Raw genomic sequence first — 16,384 nt, 5'->3', positions numbered from 1 at the left:
TATTTGTGGGTGCGGCTGGCTTGTCGATACCCGTACGGTGAGTAGTGGGGTAGAAGAGTAATTCGGATATGCGTTGCCTCACTGGCAGGTGTATCCGATGCAATTCAAAGCGGCCTTGAGGATTAGCAGTGATGCCTTAGCTGGCAGTAGAGAAGGTAAAGCCTTTGATTGGGAGCGACCTGGACCGATTCTGTAGCATGTTCTGACAGAACAGAAAAGGGAATATCAAAATTGAATGGTGGCAGTGTACTAGCGGTACTGGCTCCGCCCATGTCGAAGAGCTTAAGTTTGAGCAAAGAGACATTTGACTTTTCCTCAAGTTGATTGACCAACTCAGACTCTACCTCGAACAAATCTTCTTTTCCAGACAAGTTTTCCATCCACAGAAATTCCGTAGTTGATAACAGCAGGAACAAAGAAACCACGATGAGGAAATGTTTCTTTAATAATTGATTGGCAGTTATTGAATCCGTTTGTTCTGAGCCACTTCGATGGTATAGAAACAACAGTGTAAAATTAGTTGTTCGAAACTTAAAAGCACAAAGGATGACGGGAATATGTTATAAGGCGCAAATATCAATGGTAGGCCAGGCCACAGTATGTGTCAGCGGTAAAGCCAGTGCCGCCGGTATCCCCTATGCTATGCTTACTTTAGCTTTTCGAACGGCACATTGGTGATCCGATAGCTGCGCCAGTCGTTGAAATCGAAATGCCACCACTCGTATTCATACACTGTAAAGCCCTCTGCTTCCATAGCTGAGCGCAGCAGGTCTCTCATTTGGCGCTGCTTTTCAGTGCCACCAGCGTAGTTGGGGTAAGAGCGCTCTGTCATTTCATCATACACTCCCGTCATTTCTATCTCTTCTCCTGTGGCAAGGTCATACAGGGTCAGGTCAACTGCGCAGCCCCGGTTGTGTCGGGAGCCCAGATTGGGGTCGGCTACGAAGATGCGGTCTTCCACTGGAGTGATGTCCCAAAATATTTTCGTCACACTCCATGGACGGTAGCCATCGAATACCAACAGTCCGAAGCCTTTTTCCTTCAATGAGGCATTTATCTTAGCAAGTGCCTCTGCCGCTGGTCGCTGTAGAAAGGCCCTGGCCTGGGTGTAAACCGGTCGGCCTACGAGGTTGTTGTCGGTGGCGTATCGGATGTCGAGTTTGATGCTGGGATCCAGCGAAACAAGCTCCACCAGGTCAGTCTTTTTAAAATCGCCCTTTTCATTCGGAGGATTTTTGGGAGAAGGGTGGGAGAGGTCGGCTTCCTGGGCGAAGGATATCGTGGATAGAAAGCAAAAGAGGATCAGTATCAATTTTTTCATCGAAAATAAAGATAGCAAATTGATTGAGAAGAAAGTGAATGACCCTAATGGCAAACTTTGGAGAATTCGACCCAAAGAGATTAAAATAGATAAACTACTCCTATAGGTCGCTTTTTTATAATCTGATTCCATTTAGATAGGTATTTAACCGTTCGTTAGAAACTAAGCTTTTGAATGGTACTTAACTCCGGCAACATTTTGACGATAAAGGTGATTCAGCTTTATTGCTTTTTAGTAGATTTTTTCTTGAACGCCGTCTAATGAACCGATCCCATCATCACCGCACCGCCTTTCTTTTTTTTTTAATGGCTTCAAGCTTTACTCTTCATGCTCAACTAGAAGAAAGAGATGGAAGAGAGATTGTAGAACAATTCGGTGAGAATTCGTTTAGAATGTATTTTGAATTGGAAGAACCAGATGTTCAGCTTGTTTTTCTTGACGGGCCTGGTAAAGCTCTTTTTTTGTTAGAAAAAGGTGTTGAGCCAGCGTTGTTCCCGGATCCGGCAGGAGTTGTTGGTTTAATTTCTACTAGTTCGTTTCATGAGATCGCATTAAATAAAAAAGCAATAAGAAAAATAAAAGACGGGACAGTCGTCGTAGTTGAAGGACGTAAGGATGGAAATATTGTTCTTATAAAGATTGATGTTAACAACAAAACGATAGAGATTCTTCAGGACTTTAGCCAGTTTGTAAGTAGTGACCTTGTTGATAGTTTCGAAAGTTTGGATATAAAGGCACTGACCTCGCCTGAAAACGGAAAGATTTACTGTCTGCTGGAAATGACTTCAGAGGAATCCAGTATAATTCATTTACAGCATATCGTTGAGGTGAGCGTTGAAGATGGTTCAATGGTCAATCTTACAGAGGACTATGTGAATGCGCCTTATGTAAATGGCGCTGAGGACAGAGATTTCAATATCATTTCTGACTTTGCAGTATTTGAGGATAAAATCTTTTTTTTAAAGCTTGAAAGCAGGCCATCCGACGCTTCGGACTACGACCAACCCACTCAGGGGTATGTGAATCTATTACAGGAAGGAAGTATCAACACCTTACATACCTTTGATGAAGATGATGTAGAAGGTGACTTCGAGGGGTTTCTTAGTAACGGAAAAATGATTGTGGCCATAGAGTTGAGTGTAAGGGAAAATAACGTTGTTAGGGATGTTATATACCTTATTAGTGAGGATGGCGATATTATTGTGAAGGAGGAGGTTTTCTCTAAGTCTGTCGATGCTGTCATATCAGGTATTTATGACGAGGAGTTTGCCGATTTCAGGATATACAATGGCTCAACTTATTTTGTTGATGAGTCTCTTTACAAAATTGAAAGCGACGGAACTATGGAGTTAATAGCTTTTCCCGATGATGGCAACGGCGGAGAGATAGAAATGGAGTTCGTGCATTTTGACAACAATGATGACGGACTTTATTTTCTTGGCAATTCGGAATACGAATCTGGGATAAGTGAAAACCTGGGAGCTTTGTGGAAGTATGATGTAAATGGCTGGAGAGAACTTAAAGTAAAGACGACTAACAAAGGGCTCACTTCAGACGGTGAAAAGATATACGTTTCAGGGCTGTGGCCCGAGGAAGAATCTACTGACGATGAGCCAATTAATATTGTCGGCATTTATGAGCTTAACCAAAACCTTGACCGTAGCCTTCACTGGTATCTGCGGGTTTTTACGGTGAATCTTCACTTTTTTGATGATAAGTTTTATTTCCAGGAATATGATCAGGGGCCTTTGGCGCTTCAACCTCTGTATGTTATCCCTTTGTATGACTTTGCTTTCGGGATAAACATCAGCGTAGCTGAAAGCAACCCAGCTGAGGGAAGTTCAATTCAATTCTCTGATAATACTCTTGGCGAAATAGTTAGCTGGGAGTGGGCCTTCGAAGGCGGTACTCCGGCCACTTCTCAGGAGCAAAAGCCGGTGATTACCTACGAGACCGAGGGTACTTATTCCGTAACAGTCAGTGTGACGTTTGAGGACAATAGTACCAAAACGGAAACTTTTGACGCCTACATTACTGTTCTGCCTCGCCTATCGTCCGAGTGCCCTGTTCCTCCAAAAGTTACTTCAGGAGGAGGGTTTAATAACCTGGGGTTTTTGGGAGTTGTCGATGATATAAACACTGGCATTAATATGGGTTTTGTATATCACGGAGCGATCAAAGAAAGGGGAAAGCTTAATTACATCGTAGAAGGTGCTATCAATTTGAGTCCGGATATCTATTATGAAAATTATGAGCTACAATACCGACCACTGGGAACAACAGAGTGGGAGATACTGGAGGTGAAAGTATTCCAGCTACTTGCCAGAGGAGCTGGAATAATCAAGAATCTTGAGCCGAAGAAAGTTTATGAGTTTATAGTACGGACTAAGTGCGACGAGAATGTGTACTCACTTTATTCGGAACCGGCGTTGCTCGAAAGCTATGCGCCGGTTCCAATACTTGGCCGACCTTCTAGTGACAAGACAGGGAAAATTGAAATTGAATATAGTGATTTTCGGTCTTTTGATAAGTATTTGGGGGTTGAGCTACTCTTTAAAAATGCTCATGACGAAGAATGGCAAGAGCATTACTTTGACAAAGGCGAGAAAATAGAACTAAACGTAGCCAATCGGGGCTACTACGAGTATAAATTAAGATATCATTATCGCTTGGGGGGAGTATATTCAGACTATACAAAAAAAGATTATGTATACGTCTACATTCCAACCGCTACAGCGGCTGGAAAACTAAGCGAGGATCTTTATGCTGAGTTTGGATTTGCAATGGACGACTATCCAGCAGGCAGTGAAATCCAATTTGCGGACTCTTCAAATTTCGAGCCAGTAGGCTGGCAGTGGGAGTTTGAGGGAGGATATCCGGAAGAGTCAACCGAAGAGAAGCCGAGTATTAGCTATTATGAAGACGGGAAGTATGCTGTTTCTTTGACAGCTACAGATGCGAATGGCGATGAGTTTACAGTAACCTACGACTCGATTGTTTCAATAACCACACCGATAGAGATAAATGCAAATACAAGCAATACAGTAACACAGTCTCCGGTGTCCTTTGATGACAATCAGCCTGAAGGTTATTCAAGGCAGTGGTTTTTTGAGGGGGGGACTCCAGCCACTTCTAGCGATACTAATCCGCATGTTATCTATAGCCTTTCGGGAACTTTTGATGTAGGCCTTATTGTGGAAACCCCTAAAGGTTCAAAGGAGTACTTTGTTCAGGATTTTATACAGATTGAAAGTGGGTCAGGACTGGAGGCCGACTTTAAAATTGATGCTGACCCAGTGCCAGTTGGAAATGTAGTCACTATTGAGGACGCTTCCATCGGAAATGTAATAGGATGGAATTGGCAAATAGATGGAGTAACCCTTGCTGCATCTGATGAGGAAACAGTTGCCGTTACGTGGGAGGAATTGGGAGAGTTTGAAGTGAGCCTGACAGTCATGGATAGTTTGCAGAATCTCAGTAGAGTTACAAAATTAATTGTAGTGGAGGAGGCAACTGGGGTCAGGGAGGACGGAAAAGCCATTTCGATATACCCAAACCCGTCTCAAGGTCGGTTTGAAATAAAGTCTGAGAACTATCTCATACTTGGGTATAACTTGATTCGATTGGATGGCTCAAAAGTTAAATCCGAGCACCTAAATCCTAGAAAAACATTGGTGTTAAGCGCTAATGGTTTGCCAAGTGGGGTCTACCTTTTGCAGATATTGTTAGAGTCAGGTACGGTGTCGAACAGAATTATTGTAGAATAACAAGCATACAGATGCGCTATCCCTACCTGGCTTGTAGTTAAAGGGATATTTGGCATTGTAATCTGTTATCAATCAGTGGGAAAAAGTTGATGATTTGGTGCTTTCGGAAAATGAGGAGCGTTTTGGAAGTGACTATTGCTGTGCCGTTGTGCACAACTCAAAGCGTCCGGGAACCGAACGATTAACCACACCTATGAACAGGACTTTGGTGCAAAACTCACCTTAATTAGCGCCACCCAGAACCGTGTCAGCGAGGCTGATAAATCTGGAGTTGGTACACCAATTGAAAGTCGGTATATAGAAAAAAGGCAAACTTGTACTCTTTACTCAAGCCCATATCTGTTCCTGAAATTCACCAACAATTCGTTGTAAATGGATTGATCAGAAAGGCTTGCTGCGAGCTCATGCATACTAAGCGCACCATATGTATCTCCCTGGTACTCGAGATGATAGGCGGTTTCCAATGCGGTAATGGCGGTTTTTATGTCACAAACATCAACCAGCGCCCGGTTGGGTTTGTCGATGATGATCGTCATGCTGTTCGCCGACTTAAGCCCTTCACCCATTTCACGAACAGTTAATTGGAAGCGATTAGACTCGCCGCTTTTGGCGTACTGCCGGACGTTCAGTTTGTAGGTATTGCCTGTTACCATTTTGGTGCCCAGCAACTCATTGGCTTCATTCAGAATGCTTAGCTGGTATTCGTTGGACTGGCTGTTCGGATTTCGGGTCCACCACCTCAAACACACCTCCTGCGCCGGGCCGACTTTTAAATTAAACGGTTGTGGATGTGAAAATTGAAGGTAAGGTACGTTGGCATCGTATATTTCGTGGTGCTGATCAGTTTCAAACAAATGCCGGAGTGTGGGCCTGCTGTCGCCAGAAACACCGTCATGGTTGTCAAAGTGGTAACCGGGCTTTTCGTAACCTGCTTTTAAATTGAATGGCTCGATGTTGATTGTCGTGTCGCCCTGGAACTCGAAGAAGCTACCAGAGTAGTGGGCAAGCAGCAAGGTGCCGCCTTTAAGCTGCACTGTATCATCCCAGTTGAGAAAATCATAAGTTTTAAGGGGCTCGTTGCCGGCAAGGGAATAGGCGCCATCGGCATAGATCACTTCAAAAGGATGCAGTACGGTTGATTTTGACTTTTCCACATAGCCTGTGATGTGCGTTTTGGGGCTACAAGAAAAAAGGGTCAATACAAAAATTATTACTCTGAAACGTGAAAAAATCATTGTCTAATATTTGAGAGAAGGTATAATCTACTACTAGCATTATTTCACAACCTGCCAGCCAAAGACCCCTGTAGTCGTGTACGACTAAAAAAGAGATATCACAGGTTAAAGTAGCTCAGCCAAGCGGACAAAGACTTTGGGATTGCAATCTTGAGCTTGGGTAGAAATGATGATTTACGTGAATATCCGAAAAAACTACCGGAATGAATAGAAGACATTGATTTAATGAGGAGGCTTTGGAGAGATTTTGACTGGGAGACGACCACCATGCGAGGGTGGGTTTACTGTGATGACATGGTTGAACGCTATCACTGACGGCTAGCGTTTTTTTGAAAAGCCATATTGCAGCATTACCCCATCAAAACGGCCTTATTTCAGATTAAAATATGTGGCGTATCGCTGTTCGAAGTTTGTTAACAGCGAATCATAAATATGGTGATTCTGAAAAGCAGAGGCTTTTGAATACATCTCTCTGGCTCCATAGAGGTCACCCAGGTATTCAAGGAAATAGGCTGTTTTCAAAGCTTCTATTGGGCTTTCTATGTCGCAAACATCAGTCAAAGAAGAGTTTCTGGCTCCGATTCTTATTCCCAGGTCTTTAGTCCATGATTTTTCTTCTCCAATGTTTCCGACCCTTAAGATTATCAATCTGGCCTCTTTTAATCCTTCATATTTACCAAACGCTGCTTTATAGGTGTTACCGTGTACTGCAATGGAATCAATCGTCTCGTCAAAAATATTTTTGAGTAGCACAAAAAAATCCATGGTACTGGCATCCCTGTTTCCCGTCCACCATCTGATGCAAATTTCCTGATTCCGATTTATCTCCACTGTACTCCCGTGTGGGTGTGAGAACTCCAGGTATCCAATATCGGTGACGGGATGAGATCGGCGATGAGGAAATTTCTCGAACAGGTGACTTAAATTTGGTCTGACTTCGGGAGTGTTAATCGCTCCAGCAAAGCCGTCTCCGTAAACAATGCCACCGTCAATTTCTCTCGGAATTATGGTGAGGTTGATTTGCTCTATGTCCACAGTATCTTCCTCGAAAGCTAAAAACTCACCACTATAGTGGGCCAGGAGAAGCTTTCCATGAACAATAATTTTTTCTGATGATCTTATTAAATCGTAGGTCTTCAATGGCTTGGCTTTTCCTTCTATCTGCACGGAGTCTGCATAAATCACCTGAAACGGGTAAATGACCGTCGATTCAGTCTTTTCGTAGGCATCAAAATAATGATAGCTGGATCTGCACGACGTGCCGATAAATAAAATGACTAAACATACTTTGAGTGGATTTGTCGAATACACAATTTTTGGCAGTCTTCGTTAAGGTATTAGCCTGGTTTAATTACTCCCCGACTGCGGAATCAACTGTGCACTCAAATCAGGAGCTTCCATATCCTTATCGAACGGGAACATTGGCCTGTTGATTCTCTTGAACTCCAGCCTTTCGAGGGCCTGATCCACGCCTCCTGGGGTCGTCGCCATGATCCAGTCGGCACGCATGTCGTAAAGCTCTGGCACCAGATAGCCGATTTTCACCACTACAATGTCTGATTCACGGGGATTGAGCCCCAGGTTGGTAAAGTCGCTTTCCCGGTGGTAAGGCTTGCGCTTTTTAGTCACTATCACGCTTACGCTGCCAATTTTCACAACCACTTCTGTTTCAGCACTGGCGTCTCCCGTTTCGATGGCCGTTACTGTTCCGGTGAGCTGAATAGGGGGTGAAAAACGAGCGTCAACCGCTGCCCCAGCGGTGCCGGATACCTTGCCGCCAACACCAGCCGCAACTGCCTTCTCCACAAACTCAGGCCCGGGAATAGAGGCGTAGATCAAAGAAGGGCCATCCGCCGATTTGAACTCCGGCCGGGCGAGTATTTGGGCCAGCGTCCAGGTGACGTCGCCGGCGCCACCAGCTGTAGGGTTGTCGCCCATGTCGCTGATCATGAAAGGGTGCTTGTCGCTGGCAATGGCCAGGTCGAGGCTTTCTTTCAGCGTGGCGGTGGGGGCAATGAACTCAAACTCATTTCTTACTTCCCAGAAGGCATTGGCCAAAGACTCAGCCGTGCTGGTGACTTTTGCTTTGTCGTCGCCTGTTACCATCACCACGGCGTGGTTGCGGGGCTCATCGGCCCAGGCATAACCAATCCAGATGGCGGCATCTACAATGCCTTCCTGATCAGCAGCCGGAGCCACTTTTGCATACAGGCTTTTGCCCGGGTCAACCCTGGTGCTGGTTTTTTCACCCGGCAACAAAATGGGCACCGGTATCCACGCTTTATAAGCTGGTTTGCCTTTGCCGCTTTCAATCCTGTCCAGCAGGTTTTCTACCGCCCGTTTGTCCGACTCCCTCGAATCTTCATGTGGTGCCATCCGATAACAGGTGATGATATCGCTGTTTTGAGCCAGTGTTTTAGATACGTTGCCATGGAGGTCCATCGATGTGGAGATGATCGTTTCGTAGCCCACAACGTCACGCACTCTTTTGATAAAATCCCCCTCCGGGTCGTCGAGGCCGACCACGCTCATGGCACCGTGGATATCGAAGAAAAGGCCATCGTAGGGCAGGCTGTCCTTCAGCATGGACAGTGTTTTGCCGACCAACGACTCATAGGCTTCCCTTGTGACGGCACCGCCGGGAATGGCATGGGCCCTGAGGGTCGGAATCCAGTTGGCTCGTTTTCTTTGAGAAGAGTCGGGGTTGAGAAACGAGTAGAAAGAAAAAACGTCGTCGCCTACTCTGGCACGAAACATCGCCTCGTCGGTTAGCGCCGGGGAAAAGGTGCTTGACTCAATGGCAAGCCCGGCGATGGCGATGCGGGGAAGGGCTTTGGTGCCGTCCGGTTTATTTTGCTGGGTGCAGGAGGAGGCGAGGAGGGAGGCTGCGAGGAGGTAGAGGCTTATTCTTTTCATTGTGGTTGGTTCGGTTCTATATTCAAGTGAATCTAATCAAATGTAAGCTGGCTTGCTTTTAAAGCAAAGCAGGATTGTGAGGTATGGCTTTTTATTGGTGTAAGAGCCGGTGTGCCGCCCTGATGTGAGTGGAAGGCTGGGTGGTGAAGAAGCGTTGGTGTACCGATATGCCGTCCCTACGGGACTCGGAGGATGGGTGGTGAAGAGGCGTTTTACCGACATGTCGTCCCTATGGGACTGGGAGGTTGTACGGCGAAGATGTTTTGGTGTACCGATATGCCGTCCCGATGGGAGTGGAAGGCTGGGTGGTGAAGAAGCGTTGGTGTACCGATATGCCGTCCCTACGGGACTTGGAGGATGGGTGGTGAGGAGGCGTTACCGATATGTCGTCCCTATGGGACTGGGAGGTTGTACGGCGAAGATGTTTTGGTGTACCGATATGCCGTCCCGATGGGGACTCGCAGGGTGGGTTGTGCAGAGACTGTTCAGAAAAGTGTGTCATAAGTATAAGTAAAAATAAAGTGAGAACTTATGACAGAAATGCAGGATTGTGGTGGTACCAATGTGTCGCCCCTATGGGACTGCACCCGCTAACACCAACTCATCGGTGATTGCGCCTATTCGCTTACTGGCTGGAGCTAGTTGTGGGCATCTGTTCGGCCCAAGTCTTCAGCGCTATTGGGGTAGAATAGTAAAGGTTGTTCCCATGGTTTGCTTCCGGGGTATATGTATGAACCAAGTTCTTTACTTTTTTCCCCACCAGGAAATAAGTCATAGCATCATAAGCCTCCTTCATTTTTTCATTTTCTTCGGTTCCAAGGCTCATGAAAATGAACGGAGCCTCCCTGCCGGTGGATGCATAGAAAGTGGCGGCCTTGTCTAGAATGATCATATCGTCTCTCCAGAAAGCAGGGCTGAAGCAAAAAATGGCACCGAACACCGTTGGTCGCTCTAAATAAGCATAGTAGGCGAAAAGGCCTGCCCTCGAATGCCCCGCTAACATTCGGTATTGATTTGTCGGGTATTTAGATTCAATGAATGGAATCACCTCTTTTGTCAAAAAACTCAAGAACTGATCACCTTTCCCAAAAATTTCCCCATCTGTATCCTGAAGGATATAGTGCGGAGTTAAGTCTCTGTCTCTGTTTGTGTTTGGAATCCCAACAATGATCATTTTTGGGACTGTATTGGCTCGATCCAGTATATCAGCAATGCCAGCGACACGGAAGTCCTGAGATGAGCCATCCAGGACATACATGACCGGATAGCTTTGAGACGGGTCATACCCTGCGGGGAGATGAATCAGAAGTTTACGTTCTTCTCCTAATATGCTGGAGTCTATCTCCTCCTGCCTATCGGCCTGGGGCTCATCCATTTCCACTATAGTTTTGAAAATTTTAAAAGCTGATACAGCCGTTACGATCATGGTTATCAGTATTGTTAGAAGGGCTTTTTTCATTTGTCTTTTTTTCGTGCAATAACTGCAACAAAAGATCAAATGATTACGACACTTCAGTGCCATTTTGGTGTCATTAGACCAATGAAGGCACGCCCGAAAGCAATACTGGCGAATTTCTGTTCAGTTTGGAGGCTGTGTACAGAATGACAGAGATGTTTGCAAGAAGTAGAACGAGGTAACCTGTGGTACGAACCGGAAAATGGCCATAAACACTTTGTCCGGTAATAGAGTAGGTAAGGATCTGAACCAGACTAAAAAAGATGAGTACCACAACAATCCACAGAATTTGGAAGCTAAGCACCTTCCTGCTTGCTGGTCGGCTGGAAAGTAAGTGCTTATTTTTAGTCCAGTAGACGATCTGAATCAGGGCGCTGACCAGCGGGAACAATATAACAAGTAAGCCCAATGTGTTTAATGAACGGATCTTGCTGGCCGCCTTATCGTCGGTTGAAACATCCTGAGTCGTTAGGTCACTCAGTTCTATCTTCAGACTTTGAGCCAGCGTTTTCAGTGTGTATCCTCTTGGGTTCACTTCTCCCTTTTCAATTCGCTGAATCGTTCGCAAAGAGATTCCGGAAACATGGGATAGCTCTTCCTGAGAGTATCCTTGGCTCTTTCGAGCTCCCACAATTTGTTCTCCAGTTGTCAAAATAGGTCAAAGTTAGAATTGGCAGCCATTGACGAATTTACTACTTACCTTGTTATGGTTCAAAGTGACTCGGTAAATCTGACTTGTTGGGGTTGCCCACACATCATATCCATATATTCTACTTCTATCACTCAGACTTACCCTGATCCCGTGTCGTTGTGTCCATGGCAATCTGTTTACCGAGATCAGGCTTCGAAATGATCAGATTGCCGCAGTCGCTAAAAAATGGGCACTCACAATTGATAGTTTCGTTGCTACTTCAATTACCGCCCAGGGGATGCTTGTGCTTCGGTATTGGGTAACCCCTTTAATCGGGATGGCAGCTGCCACCCAGCGGGATGAAGGCAGTACACCCAGGAACGATCAGTTTGGGTTTATTTAACCTCCACTACTATTTTGCCACTGGCTTTATTGTCTTCCATGTATTGGTGGGCCTCGGCCACCTCATGGAGTTGGAAGGTGCGATCGATGTTTAAGTCGATAGTACCCTTCTTCACTTCTTCTACAAACTCCTGCAATAGTTCTTTGGGCAGGTCTGCCGATTCACCCATATAGACTGTAAGTCTGCTGAGAGAGGGGATATCACCCATGGGCGTAAAATCCTTCATTGTCCATTCGTTACCAAGAATGCCTGTCATGCATACCATGCCTTTTTTAGCTGTGCACTGTAGTGAATCTTTGAGTGAACTCGTTCCGACCAGCTCCAGCACCTTGTTAACGCCCTCGGGATAGATAGCCCTCACCCGCTCTTTCAGGCTTCCATTGTCAATTACCACGTGGTCTGCTCCATTGTTGAGCAGTGCCTGCTGCTTATCTGGGTTTCGGGTGGTGGCGACCACGGTTACCCCTTTTGTTTTGGCTAACTGGCAGGCCAGCATGCCAATGGACGAGGTGCCGCCCCGGATGAGTAACGTTTCTCCCCGCTGAATCTCCAGGGCTTGATTGAGGGAGCCCGACACTGTTTGGAACATCTCAGGAATGGCACCCAGGATTGCCCAGGGAAGGTCGCTTACGAAGGGAACAACGATCTCTAGCGGTGCAAGGACACATTCGGCATATCCACCATCGAAAGCCCTGCCCATGCCGCCCATGATGGCAGCCACCTGCTGTCCTTTTGCGTAGGTGTTGGATGGGTCTTGTTCTACCACTCCAACGCATTCAATGCCCTGAATTCTGGGGAACTGTACACCGGGAGAGTCGCCCCTTCTGGTGAAAAGCTCTGACCTGTTGAGACCAAATGCTTTCACCCTGATCAGCACCCAACCTGATTTCACATCGGGTTTGGGCACTTCCTGTACTTGAATGACGTTCGGATTTCCCGGACTAGTGGTTACGGCTGCCTTCATAGTCATTGCATACGGGCTGTTTTATTGAACATATACCTGGCTATCTTCCATTCCCCGTTCGCTTTCTCAAAAACAAATAGCTCTCTGTTGGCTTCCGGTATGGTGTCGCCAGTGGCGTGAATCAATGTAGTTCCTTTGGAACTCGTAGTAGCAAAGGCCAGGTCATTTTCTATCTCGATTTCATCAATATAGAACTCAATACTGAGTTGGATCTGGGAAAATATGAATTCGTAGGCTTTCAGGATATTGCCGGAGCCAATGGCTGAGGGTGCTTCCGTGGGCATAAACACGCCATCTCTGGTGTACAGGCTTGCCGACAACGTGGCGTCAGCCGTATTCAGTGCCCTCTTGTACTGAATTAGTAAAGCCTCAATTTTTTGTTTCTCTTCTTTTTGCATGATGTCTGTTTTTTCTGTGGGAGTTTGGATTGTTTCCTGATTGCCTGTTTTACCGCAGGAGGCCATTACCACAATGGCCAGCGCTGGAAGAATCATTCGCTTCATTGCTTTTGAATTTTGTTCGATTCAAAGGTCAGGAAACTTCCTCATGCGCACCTATAAGGTAGTTTAAGAACAAACCTTAAGATAGTTTAAGTGTTGGCCAGCTTTTTCCGGATGGTGCTTAGAAACTCCGGTGTCACGCCCAGGTAGGAGGCTATTTGAACACTTGAAATTCGATTGAAGAGATCTGGATAGCGACGCATAAACTCCAGGTATCTTTCTTCTGCCGGGGAGCTGATGGTTTGAAGAAGGCGGTGCTGTAGCTGAACAAACTCGTCTTCTATCATCACCCTGAAAATCCGGTTGAATTTGATGCTTCTTTCATAAAAGTAAATCAAATCTTCTTTGTTGATTTGAAAAATGATGGAAGGCTCCATCGCCTCTATGTACAACTGGCTGGGTGTTTCTGCATGAAAGCTCGCAATGTCTGTAATCCATTGATTTTCGGTAGCAAAATGAAGGTTATGCTCTTTGCCATGGCCGTCTACCTTGTACATTTTGAAACACCCTTCCACAATGAAGTTGTAGTGCCTACAAACCTCACCGTCGGAAAGAATGTACTGTCTCCTCTTGATGGCACGATGGGTCACTCTTTTTTCAAGCTCGCTAGCCTCTTCCGGGGCGAGGGTCACGAAAGAGTTTAGGTAGCTGATGAGTGAGGAGTATTGCATGAAGTAGTGAATTCGCCCCGCCGTTGCATGCAGGAATCTGCGCCGATTCTTTTGTTTTGGAGTTAAGTTACGGCCAATTTTTGAGAAACCAGGTTTGTTCAGCCAAGGCGGTAACTAGCATTCTTGCAGAACAGCTATTCTGAAAGCCCGGCAAGGGCAGCCATGGCCTTGTCGGTGTCTTTTTTGTCGACAAAAATATGGTCGTGGTAAAAGGCGGCCACCACATTGCAGCTGATTCCTTTCTCTGCAAGGGCGTTTGAGAAGGCGGCGGTTGACCCAACGGCCGCCAGGGAGGAATGAACGGACAGGGTAATCCAGCTTGCCACAAATGAATACGGGAGATGTAAACGGTCGGCCAGTTTCTTTTTTATGATGATGGTGTTTCCTTCTTCTTCCCGAAACGACATGATTATGTCTTCCGGCTTTAGGGCTGCAAAGTTGTTGACTACACAAAACACAAACTCACCATTATTGAGCACGGGCCTCAAGGTCTTAAGTATTTTCGTCAAGTCTGTTTCTCCGGTTGGTGCCATGTGATTTTTAAGGTTTTTGAAAGACTATCTACCGCCCGGTTGCGTAACTAGTGGCTGGTGACGGGGGATAGCAGTCCCATTAAAGAGGTTACTCTTGTACGGTAGCACAACGATTAAAGAGGTTACCCTTGCATGGGAGCAGAGAGTAACCTCTTTAATTGCTACGGAAAGGCCAGAAACGCCACCTGCAGCTCGCCCAGCTTTTTGTAGCCCAGCACATTCATGTGGATGGGGTCGTCGTAGTACAAGTCCTTGTTGTAGACATTGTAGCCGCCAAGCGTAAACTGATCGAGAACGGGAATGCCATGAAGTTCGCAGATTGTCTTTTGCATGTTCACATGCTCCACCATGCCTTTTGGATAAAACGGGTCATAAGCGCCCCGGTTGTTGAACGCTTTGCTGGAGGTGAAAAAGTAGATGGTAGCCTTTGGATTCAGCTCGTAGATCTTCTTGATGCAATAGTTGATGCCGCCTGCCTGGGTGGTGAGTTTTGTCTTGTCGTAGCCGTCAAACTCGGTGTAGTCGGTGTAGGTGCCCACTGCCCGCTTGTTGGTGTAGTCGTTGGTGGAGGCCCAGAGGATGTAGATGTCGAACACACCGGCTTCATCTACCTGCTGCTGTAGCGACTTGCCCTGCAGCGATGAAAAGCCTGCACCCGGCACGCCGTAGTTGGTGATTTTCATGCCGAGCTGCCTTTCCCATTGCACCTTGGCGCTGTCGCTTTCAGGGATCACCGACACCGAGCCACCAAACACCGCCACCGATTTGCCATAATTGGCTGAGGCTTTGATGGCTGCTGCGTCCGGCCCTTTTTGGGCAAAGGCACCACCCGATAGGAGGAACAGAAGCAGTGCCCAATAATTGATATGCTTTTTCATGGTGGTAGGTGTTTTAGGTTGTCGCATAGCTAGGGCATTAATATGGCTTCAATGTAAGAAAAATGAGGGAGGTTGCGCAGAGGATTGGGGCGTTGTGCAACATTTAAGGACGCTTGCATCGGGGGGATACAATTGCTTGTCTCATTGATTCTCGTTTCCGCCGGTACTCAAATGAAAGCGCTGGGGTTCATTCATGATCTCCATTTGGCACAGCAAATTTCAGTAGTGTCTGTTCTAATAGGGGTTTGAGGCGTTTCGTCGCTAATCCAACATACTCTTGAGAAATGTCATAACCTACAAATTTCCTTTCCGATTTTATCGCTGACACCGCTGTCGTTCCACTACCCATAAACGGGTCAAGAATTATATCGTCTTTAAAGGAGTAAAGCTGAATAAGCCTGTAGGGTAACTCCTCTGGAAATGGAGCAGGGTGTCCAATTCTTCTTGCACTTTCCGCATTCATTGTCCATATCGATTTTGTCCACTCCATAAACTGTTCTTTTATTATGGAGTTTTCTTTTTCGCCTTTTTCTCTTTTATAGTTTCCTTTTGAAAAAATCAGAATATACTCATGAATATCCCTTAGCGTGGGATTTGCAGCACTTTGCCAACTTCCCCAGGCTGTCGAAGGACTTGCACTGGCTGCCTTGTTCCAAATAACTTCGCCTCGCATATTAAAGCCAATATCTATCATCATTTTGGAGATGTGGTCGGATAGTGGTATATAAGGTTTTCTTCCAAGGTTAGCCACATTTATGCAGGCCCGACCGCCATTTACAAGAACTCTATATGTTTCCCTAAATGCATTTTCAAGTAGTTGCAAATATTCTTTTAATGACAAATCTTTATCATACTCCTTTGACACATTATATGGTGGAGAAGTTATCATCAAGTGGACTGAATTATCAGGTAATTCCTCCATATTCTCGGCAGAACCAGCAATAAATTTATTTTCTAACTCGGAAGGGAAATCATTATCACTTTTGTCGAATACTTTTTCATCGTCAAGCTCGGAGTAAAGCTTGGAATTGTAAAACTTAGAGCTGTCATGGCTAATTCTTCCGTTTGTTCCGAAAGCGCTTGTTTCTGTCCCTTTTATTTTTTTCATC

The 16,384-nt window shown here is 45.9% G+C and carries 14 protein-coding genes; 1 reads left to right on the top strand and 13 read right to left on the bottom strand.

Annotated elements, in window-relative coordinates; translation table 11 throughout:
* Positions 1 to 122 precede the first annotated feature (122 nt).
* Both RIF36_RS16120 and RIF36_RS16115 read right to left on the bottom strand, forming a co-directional pair.
* Positions 123 to 380 (bottom strand): hypothetical protein, encoded by a 258-nt coding sequence (locus tag RIF36_RS16120; protein ID WP_350121006.1) that lies wholly within the window; start codon positions 378 to 380, stop codon positions 123 to 125.
* Positions 381 to 646: 266 nt separating this feature from the next.
* Positions 647 to 1,321 carry a M15 family metallopeptidase gene (locus RIF36_RS16115; RefSeq protein ID WP_350121003.1) on the bottom strand — a complete coding sequence of 225 codons (675 nt, stop codon included), beginning with the start codon at positions 1,319 to 1,321 and terminating at the stop codon, positions 647 to 649.
* Positions 1,322 to 1,581: 260 nt separating this feature from the next.
* On the opposite strand from RIF36_RS16115, the gene RIF36_RS16110 reads away from it, so the two are divergent.
* Complete coding sequence (locus RIF36_RS16110) at positions 1,582 to 5,088, top strand: PKD domain-containing protein (protein WP_350121000.1); 3,507 nt, start codon at positions 1,582 to 1,584, stop codon at positions 5,086 to 5,088.
* Between the two features lie 323 nt (positions 5,089 to 5,411).
* On the opposite strand, the gene RIF36_RS16105 is transcribed toward RIF36_RS16110, so the two are convergent.
* From RIF36_RS16105 to RIF36_RS16055, 11 genes are all read right to left on the bottom strand, one after another.
* Complete coding sequence (locus RIF36_RS16105; protein ID WP_350120997.1) at positions 5,412 to 6,323, bottom strand: hypothetical protein; 912 nt, start codon at positions 6,321 to 6,323, stop codon at positions 5,412 to 5,414.
* Between the two features lie 369 nt (positions 6,324 to 6,692).
* Positions 6,693 to 7,634, bottom strand: a complete 942-nt coding sequence (locus RIF36_RS16100) for a hypothetical protein (RefSeq protein ID WP_350120994.1) — start codon at positions 7,632 to 7,634, stop codon at positions 6,693 to 6,695.
* Positions 7,635 to 7,670: 36 nt separating this feature from the next.
* Entirely contained in the window at positions 7,671 to 9,239 is a 1,569-nt protein-coding gene (locus RIF36_RS16095; RefSeq protein ID WP_350120991.1) for a M81 family metallopeptidase, read from the bottom strand.
* A gap of 625 nt (positions 9,240 to 9,864) precedes the next feature.
* On the bottom strand, positions 9,865 to 10,698 hold the full coding sequence (locus RIF36_RS16090) for an alpha/beta hydrolase (RefSeq protein WP_350120988.1): 834 nt from the start codon (positions 10,696 to 10,698) through the stop codon (positions 9,865 to 9,867).
* 73 nt (positions 10,699 to 10,771) lie between these two features.
* Positions 10,772 to 11,347 carry a helix-turn-helix domain-containing protein gene (locus RIF36_RS16085; RefSeq protein WP_350120985.1) on the bottom strand — a complete coding sequence of 192 codons (576 nt, stop codon included), beginning with the start codon at positions 11,345 to 11,347 and terminating at the stop codon, positions 10,772 to 10,774.
* A 374-nt stretch (positions 11,348 to 11,721) separates the two neighbouring features.
* Complete coding sequence (locus RIF36_RS16080; protein ID WP_350120982.1) at positions 11,722 to 12,699, bottom strand: zinc-binding alcohol dehydrogenase family protein; 978 nt, start codon at positions 12,697 to 12,699, stop codon at positions 11,722 to 11,724.
* On the bottom strand, positions 12,696 to 13,196 hold the full coding sequence (locus RIF36_RS16075) for a YybH family protein (protein ID WP_350120979.1): 501 nt from the start codon (positions 13,194 to 13,196) through the stop codon (positions 12,696 to 12,698). The genes RIF36_RS16080 and RIF36_RS16075 overlap by 4 nt, the downstream gene beginning before the upstream one ends.
* Before the next feature lie 86 nt (positions 13,197 to 13,282).
* Entirely contained in the window at positions 13,283 to 13,864 is a 582-nt protein-coding gene (locus tag RIF36_RS16070; protein WP_350120976.1) for a Crp/Fnr family transcriptional regulator, read from the bottom strand.
* A 134-nt stretch (positions 13,865 to 13,998) separates the two neighbouring features.
* Positions 13,999 to 14,397 carry an ACT domain-containing protein gene (locus RIF36_RS16065; RefSeq protein ID WP_350120973.1) on the bottom strand — a complete coding sequence of 133 codons (399 nt, stop codon included), beginning with the start codon at positions 14,395 to 14,397 and terminating at the stop codon, positions 13,999 to 14,001.
* 161 nt (positions 14,398 to 14,558) lie between these two features.
* Positions 14,559 to 15,275, bottom strand: coding sequence for an SGNH/GDSL hydrolase family protein (locus RIF36_RS16060; RefSeq protein ID WP_350120970.1), 717 nt, complete (start codon positions 15,273 to 15,275; stop codon positions 14,559 to 14,561).
* Between the two features lie 187 nt (positions 15,276 to 15,462).
* Positions 15,463 to 16,383, bottom strand: a complete 921-nt coding sequence (locus RIF36_RS16055; RefSeq protein WP_350120967.1) for a DNA-methyltransferase — start codon at positions 16,381 to 16,383, stop codon at positions 15,463 to 15,465.
* Position 16,384 lies beyond the last annotated feature (1 nt).

It is taken from the genome of Imperialibacter sp., from assembly GCF_040222815.1.
Lineage (GTDB): Bacteria > Bacteroidota > Bacteroidia > Cytophagales > Cyclobacteriaceae > Imperialibacter.
This window is presented reverse-complemented; position numbering and strand designations above follow the sequence as displayed.

Bases quoted from the DNA above. Each gene is read 5' to 3' on its own strand.
- RIF36_RS16060 (WP_350120970.1), bottom strand. From the start codon at position 15,275: ATGAAAAAGCATATCAATTATTGGGCACTGCTTCTGTTCCTCCTATCG.
- RIF36_RS16090 (WP_350120988.1), bottom strand. From the start codon at position 10,698: ATGAAAAAAGCCCTTCTAACAATACTGATAACCATGATCGTAACGGCT.
- RIF36_RS16065 (WP_350120973.1), bottom strand. From the start codon at position 14,397: ATGGCACCAACCGGAGAAACAGACTTGACGAAAATACTTAAGACCTTG.
- RIF36_RS16105 (WP_350120997.1), bottom strand. From the start codon at position 6,323: ATGATTTTTTCACGTTTCAGAGTAATAATTTTTGTATTGACCCTTTTT.
- RIF36_RS16080 (WP_350120982.1), bottom strand. From the start codon at position 12,699: ATGACTATGAAGGCAGCCGTAACCACTAGTCCGGGAAATCCGAACGTC.
- RIF36_RS16095 (WP_350120991.1), bottom strand. From the start codon at position 9,239: ATGAAAAGAATAAGCCTCTACCTCCTCGCAGCCTCCCTCCTCGCCTCC.
- RIF36_RS16075 (WP_350120979.1), bottom strand. From the start codon at position 13,196: ATGAAGCGAATGATTCTTCCAGCGCTGGCCATTGTGGTAATGGCCTCC.
- RIF36_RS16055 (WP_350120967.1), bottom strand. From the start codon at position 16,383: ATGAAAAAAATAAAAGGGACAGAAACAAGCGCTTTCGGAACAAACGGA.
- RIF36_RS16110 (WP_350121000.1), top strand. From the start codon at position 1,582: ATGAACCGATCCCATCATCACCGCACCGCCTTTCTTTTTTTTTTAATG.
- RIF36_RS16070 (WP_350120976.1), bottom strand. From the start codon at position 13,864: ATGCAATACTCCTCACTCATCAGCTACCTAAACTCTTTCGTGACCCTC.
- RIF36_RS16115 (WP_350121003.1), bottom strand. From the start codon at position 1,321: ATGAAAAAATTGATACTGATCCTCTTTTGCTTTCTATCCACGATATCC.
- RIF36_RS16120 (WP_350121006.1), bottom strand. From the start codon at position 380: ATGGAAAACTTGTCTGGAAAAGAAGATTTGTTCGAGGTAGAGTCTGAG.